General features: G+C 69.5%; 5 protein-coding genes. All 5 read right to left on the reverse strand.

Going from position 1 to position 5,997, the window contains the following annotated elements; genetic code table 11:
- Positions 1–1,692 (reverse strand): dipeptidase (locus HNV26_RS36505; RefSeq protein WP_171453007.1); only part of this gene is annotated, 1,692 nt, incomplete at its 3' end.
- A 154-nt stretch (positions 1,693–1,846) separates the two neighbouring features.
- Positions 1,847–2,197, reverse strand: a complete 351-nt coding sequence (locus HNV26_RS36510; RefSeq protein WP_090488214.1) for a ComEA family DNA-binding protein — start codon at positions 2,195–2,197, stop codon at positions 1,847–1,849.
- Complete coding sequence (locus tag HNV26_RS36515) at positions 2,194–2,445, reverse strand: hypothetical protein (RefSeq protein WP_171410524.1); 252 nt, start codon at positions 2,443–2,445, stop codon at positions 2,194–2,196. The genes HNV26_RS36510 and HNV26_RS36515 overlap by 4 nt, the downstream gene beginning before the upstream one ends.
- A gap of 238 nt (positions 2,446–2,683) precedes the next feature.
- Positions 2,684–5,278, reverse strand: coding sequence for a PAS domain-containing sensor histidine kinase (locus HNV26_RS36520; RefSeq protein WP_171442447.1), 2,595 nt, complete (start codon positions 5,276–5,278; stop codon positions 2,684–2,686).
- A 16-nt stretch (positions 5,279–5,294) separates the two neighbouring features.
- A partial coding sequence (locus HNV26_RS36525) for an FIST signal transduction protein (RefSeq protein WP_171453008.1) occupies positions 5,295–5,997 on the reverse strand: 703 nt, incomplete at its 5' end.

Below are 5,997 nucleotides of genomic sequence, written 5' to 3' on the forward strand. Positions count from 1 at the left end.
GGCCACGGTGGGCTTGGGCGCCGGCTTCTGGGCAGGGGCGGGCGCCGGTGCCGGAGCGGCGGCGGGCTCCGCGGGCTTGGCGGGCATCTGCAGGGCCTTGCCATTCTCCTGGACGATGCGCCGGTACCAGGCCTCCTGGTACTTGGGATGGTTCACCTTGCCCATCTCATCGCGCACGTTGCCGTCGATGTACTTCACGAGCAGCGTCTCACCGAGCTTGCGCCAGCGGGTGTGGACCTTCTCACCCTGCTGGAGCGAGTAGTCGGTGAGGTACTGGCGCGCCTCCTCGGGGCTGCGCTTGAACTGCTCCTGGGCGCGCTTCTCGATGTCGGCCTGGTCCGCGAGGAACTGGCCTTCCAGCGCGCCCTGCTCCTTCTGCACGTCATTCACCATGTCGCTCCAGCGCCCGTAGGCCTGGTTCGACACCCAGTTGAACACCCAGAAGGAGGAGTCCCAGGAGAACTCTCCGCGGCTGGCCACGCCCTGCGCGAAGTTGCGCGGCACCTGCCGGATGCCGGCGTACATGGGCGTGTAGACGGTGGTGAAGGTGTCATCCACGCCGAACCAGAGCACGCCGCCAATGGGCGCCGGCAGCCAGTCCCGCATCTGCGCGACGAAGGAGAAGCCCGTCTGCTGCGTGGAGATGGCGCGCTCGTGGACGTACTGCTTGCCGTCCACCTCCCACGTCATCGGCCGCCAGCGGTACGGCGCCGCGTAGGGGCCCGCGCCCACGTCCTTCGTCATGTCCAGCGGCGTGCCCGTGAAGTGGTCTCGCATCAGCGCCATGGTGTCCTGCACGGACAGCTTCTTGTCCGGCTTCACCCACAGCGGCAGCCGCTTCTGGGGCGCCGCGCCGTCCGCGTACTCCGCGCCCAGCTTCATCGACGGCGCCGCGCGCCGGAAGATGCTCCACACGCGCGCCTCGGAGAACCGCTGCCCGCCGAAGTCGATGGGGTTGTACGTCTCCGCGAAGTTGAAGTCCTTGTCCGCGCCCTTGAACCAGCCCTTCGCCCGGGCGAAGGAGATGACGTCCGGCGAGTAGAACGTCGTCTGCTTCTCGGTCTGCGGGAACGTGCCGATGCGCGCCTGGTTGGCGTGCGCGGAGAGGTACCCGTCGGGCAGCTTGCGGGCCACCCACACCGCGCCCTTCTCGCCCTTGCCCTTGCCAATCATCTCCAGCAGCCAGGCCTCCTTCGGGTCGGCGATGGAGAACGATTCACCGGTGGAGGCATAGCCGTGCTCGGCGACCAGGGTGGTCATCACCTGGATGGCCTCGCGCGCCGTCTTCGCGCGCTCCAGCGCGATGTACATGAGCGAGCCGTAGTCGATGATGCCCGCGGGCCCCGCCAGCTCCTCGCGGCCGCCGAACGTGGACTCGCCGATGGAGAGCTGGTGCTCGTTCATGTTGCCCACCACCGAATACGTCGCGGCGGGCTGGGGGATGCGGCCCAGGAACTTGCCGGTGTCCCACTCGATGATGTCGCGCATGGCGCCCGGCGCGTGGCGGCGCGCGGGCGTGAAGTACAGCTCGCCGTACAGCTCGTGCGCGTCCGCGGCGTAGGTGATGAAGGTGGCTCCATCCGCCGTGGCTCCCTTGGAGACCAGCATGCTGGTGCAGGCGAGCACGGGCGGAGCGACCAGCGCGGCGGTGACGGGCAGCGCGGTGAGCAGGTTCGTCAGGCGTCGGTTCATGGCGGCGGATGGTACCAATCCACTCCAGGATGGCTACCGCTCCCAAGGGGCGCTCCCCTGTTTGCCCCTCATGGGCCCGTCCTCGACAGGGCCGCCGCGCCAGGCCACGAGAGAAATCCCGGGCGGCGGCCCCCCATTGTCGGAGCTTTCAGTCTCAGTCGTTCGTCGCGCTCACCTCCTTTCTCTCAGGAGGGGCGGGCACCTGTTCGACTCGCAGCGTCGTGGGCCCGCTCAGCGCCAGGTGCGCCTTGAGCTTGAGGAACTTCTTCTTGCCGAAGCCCTTCACGCGCACCAGCTCCTCCACGCGTTTGAAAGGCCGCTTCTGGCGGTGCGCGATGATGCGCTGCGCCGCCTTCTCACCGACGCCCGGCAGCAAATCCAGCTCCGCCGCGCTGGCCTCGTTGAGGTTGACCGTCCCCGTGTGCTGCGTGCGCAGCTTCGCCGCCTCCGCCACCCCGGGCCCGCACAAGAGCAGGCCCACCACCACCGCGCACAGCGCCCTCACGAGTGGCCACCCACCGGCGCCGCGTCCAGCCCCAGCTCGCCCGCGTAACGGCCGCCGCTCATTCCCGCCGTGTCGCGCTTCTCCGCCGCCTCGCGGACGTGCAGCTTCCCGTCCAGCGGCAGCACGTCCAGCAACACGTTGAGTGAGCCGTCCTTGTTCACGAAGGCGCTCCCCGCCCGCACCCAGATGCTCCCGCCCTTGCCCTCGCGAATGGAGAAGACCGCCAGTCGCTTACCCGCCGTCAGCATCATCCACCTCCACGCTCCGCATCGCGCCACCACGGCGCGGCTGCCTCGTCGGCTTGACCGCCTGAGGTCGGGGAGCGCTTGAGCAGCCGGCGTGCCAGCGGTGTTCTCCTCGGGGGGCTCTCCGCACACCGTGCGCGGATGTGAGAACCGTCCAGCGGCGAGGACGGACAGCGACGCGCCAGTGGCCTCTCAGCGGACGAGAGCGCGGCGCCAGGCACGGGAGGGCGCGAGCGCGCACTCAGGCATGGTTCACGTCCAGGTGCATGTCCGCCGGAGCCGGCCGAGGCGCGGCGGGTCCGCTGCGTGGAAGCGCGACCGTGAAGGTGGCGCCGCGTCCCGCCTCGCTCTGGACCCGGACCGCCCCTCCCAGCCGTTCGACGAGCTGGCTGACGATGTGGAGGCCCAGGCCCAGCCCTCCGTAGTGGCGCGAGGACACCGCCCGCTCGAAGGCCCGGAAGATCAACGCCTGTTGTCCCTCCGGGATGCCGATTCCCTGGTCCCTCACTTCCAGGAGGGCGGTCCTGGCGTCTCCGCCGACCTGGATTTCAATGGGCTTGCCCTCGCCGTACTTGATGGCATTCGAGAGCAGGTTGGTGACAATCTGGTCGAGCCGCGACCGGTCCCAGAGCCCTGTCATCGGCGTGTGGGCATGAACCTGGAGCGTGGCGCCGGAGAGGGTCAGCTCGGGGGCGAAGCGTGCCGCGATGTCTCGGACCAGCGCGGCCAGGTCCACTTCCTCCAACTCGAGTTCGAGCCGCCCGGCATGGATGCGCGAGACATCGAGCAGCGTGTTGACGAGCTTCGCCATTCGCATCGCCTGGCGTTCGATGCCTTCGACCGATTGGGTCACGGTCTCCGCTGACGCGGTGCGGAGCGCTCCCGACCGGGCGCGGCGCAGCAGGCCCTGCACGGACAACTGGAGGGAGGTGACCGGGGTCTTCAGCTCGTGGGAGGCAACGGAGAGGAACTCATCACGAAGGCCAATGGCCTGCTGGGCTTCCCGATAGAGCCGGGCGTTGTCCACGGCCATGGCCGCGCGGCGGGCCAGCTCCTGCGCGACGGTGAGCTCGGCCAGGCCATAGCGGCTCCCGTCATCCATCCGGGCGAGGGTGAGCGCGCCGAGCGTCCGGCCACGCGCGAGCAGCGGCACCGACAGCCAGGACTGGAACTCAAGGCCGCCGCATTCGAGGGCAGCGGAGCCGCAACCCTCCAGGCAGGACTCCGGCTCGCCGCGGCGGAGCACCCGCCCGGGGCCGTGCGTGGCATTGAGGTCCGGTGGCGCGTGGGCGTCCTTCGCGGGCCACGGGGGCAGCAGTGTCTGGGATTGGGCCACCGCGATTCGCTGGGGGGAATGGTCGTTGTCCAGCAGGTCGACCGCGCACCAGTCCGCGAACCGCTGGACGGTGAGCGCCGCCACGTTTCGCAGCGCGTCCTCGGGGGCGAGCGAGCCCGCGAGCAGTCCCGAGGCTTCCGCCAGGAACGCGGAACGTCCTTCCTGCTCCTCGGCGCGGGTCCGCGCTTGCTGCTCACGCAGGAAGGTCTGGTCTCGCTCCCGCTCGGCCCGGCGTTGCTCGGTGATGTCGATGCCCGTGCCGATGATGTACTCAACCGCTCCCGTCGGGCTGCGGAGGATGTTGCTGGACCATGCGATGAGGCGGCGCTCTCCCGCTCGCGTGAGCCAGTAGCTCTCGTATTCCTCGTGCCCCTGGCCCGCGGAGAGCTGGGCGAAGTCCCGCTCGACCCGCGCCGCTTCTTCCGGGGCCTGGAGCTGCTTCCAGAACCGCGCGCCGCGAAGCTCCTCGAAGGAGTAGCCGGTCATCTCCTGGCAGGCACGGTTGAAGCGGACGATCCGGCCCTCCACATCCAGGACGATGAACAGCGCGCGGGCCGTATCCAGGACCGCCGAGCTGAAGTCCCGCTCGTGCTGGAGGTCCCGCTCCATGCGCCGCCGAGCGGTGACGTCCCGGAAGTAGACGGCCCGCCCATAGTAGACGCCGTCCGCACTCACCACCGGGGCGTCGTACTGCTCGAATATCCGCCCATCCTCGAGCCGAAGCTCGTCGTGCCCCGACGCGTCGCGGTGCTCGATGAAGAAGGATGCGCGCGCCGTGAACCGGGCAGGCTCCTCCACGAGCTCCGCCGCCGCACGGACCCATGCCTCATAGGAGGCGGGCATCCGCTCCTCCTTCAGCCCCCACATCTGCGCGAGGCGGCGGTTGTGTGTGAGCGTCCTTCCTTCCTGGGTGGAGATGAGGATGCCTTCGTCGGAGGCTTCGCTCAGGGACTCCAGCAGCGTCTTCTGCTGGTGGAGCGCGCGCTCGCTCTCCAGGATGCGGGTGAAGAGCTGCCGGTGCATGAGCGCGGTACGGAGGACGCCGCCGAGGCGCTCCACCATGCCCCGGTAATGTCGCGGCAGCTGCGGCTCGCGGTCGAAGTACAGCAGCAGCGCGCTGGCGCTGTGCGCCGCGTCCGCCCCGATGATTGGAATGGACCAGCGCACGAGCCCCGGCAATTCCAGCTCCGGAAAGGGCAGGTTCACCTCGGCGGGCCCTTTCTGTCCTCCGGGCTCAGCGCGGGCGGGAATCGGAAGCTGGCGGGACGCAGCGGAGAGCCCACTCGCGCCCTGAAGGATGACCTGCCCCCGCGCGTCCACCTGGACCCAGAGCGCGACCATGCACCCCAGGCGCTCCGCGACACGGTCCATGAAGGCGTCCGTGGGCTTGCTCGGGTCGAAGAGGTCGAGCGCCGCGACGGTGAGCTCCTGGAGCACGCTCAGCAGCGCGAGTCGCTCCTCGGTGAGCTTCCGGTCCTCGTCCTCGCGGGGGTCCGCCATGTCCGACCTCGTCCCATCACCCTGGAAGGGCGAGCACCACCACCGTCTTGTTGTGGAACTGCGGAACGCCACCTCCCATGGCCCCCACCTCGCCGAGGGTCAGACAGCCCACGAGCGGAGTGGCCTCCCCGAGCGCCTCCTGGACGCGTGAGAGCTCGTCCCGGATTTCCTCGCCCAGGATGGGGTAGCGGGAGAAGCAATCGAACACGACCGCGCCGCCCAGCGCGCCAGGGGTTCCCTTCCGGGCCAGGGTGGCCGCGCCCTCGGCCGCGTCCAACAGGTCCGCGCGCGCTCCTTCCATCACTCGGACCAACGAGCCATCAGGTATCTCAGCGACGCAGCGGACCGAGCCGTCGGGGCCGATGGAGATTGGCTCGCGAATCACGAACTCTCCATTGGCCTGGGGAATCCCCAGCGGGTGGGTCATCGCGAAGCGGGCGAAGCCCTGCACGTCCAGCGCGTCTCCGCGGCTCGCGGCCGTGCGCCGGTAGACCTCGAACGCGCTCTCGTAATCGAGCTCGATGGCGGTCGCGCCGTGGGCCTTCGTGACCTGGGTCGGAGGGCCGTATGGATACCAGCCGTGCTGAATCCCGACGCCTATCGGCGCCTGGGCGTCCAAGGCAATCACCACCACCCGGTCCTGGTATGCCTGCCCATCCGCGAACTGGGCCGTCATGGCGCTCCGGAGGTCGCCTCCCGCTCCGCCCCCCGCCCACACG

This window comes from Myxococcus xanthus, assembly GCF_013116825.1.
Classification (GTDB): Bacteria; Myxococcota; Myxococcia; order Myxococcales; family Myxococcaceae; genus Myxococcus; species Myxococcus xanthus_B.

Excerpts from the sequence above, each read along its gene's own strand:
- HNV26_RS36515 (WP_171410524.1), bottom strand. The coding sequence starts at position 2,445 with ATGCTGACGGCGGGTAAGCGACTGGCGGTCTTCTCCATTCGCGAGGGC.
- HNV26_RS36520 (WP_171442447.1), bottom strand. The coding sequence starts at position 5,278 with ATGGCGGACCCCCGCGAGGACGAGGACCGGAAGCTCACCGAGGAGCGA.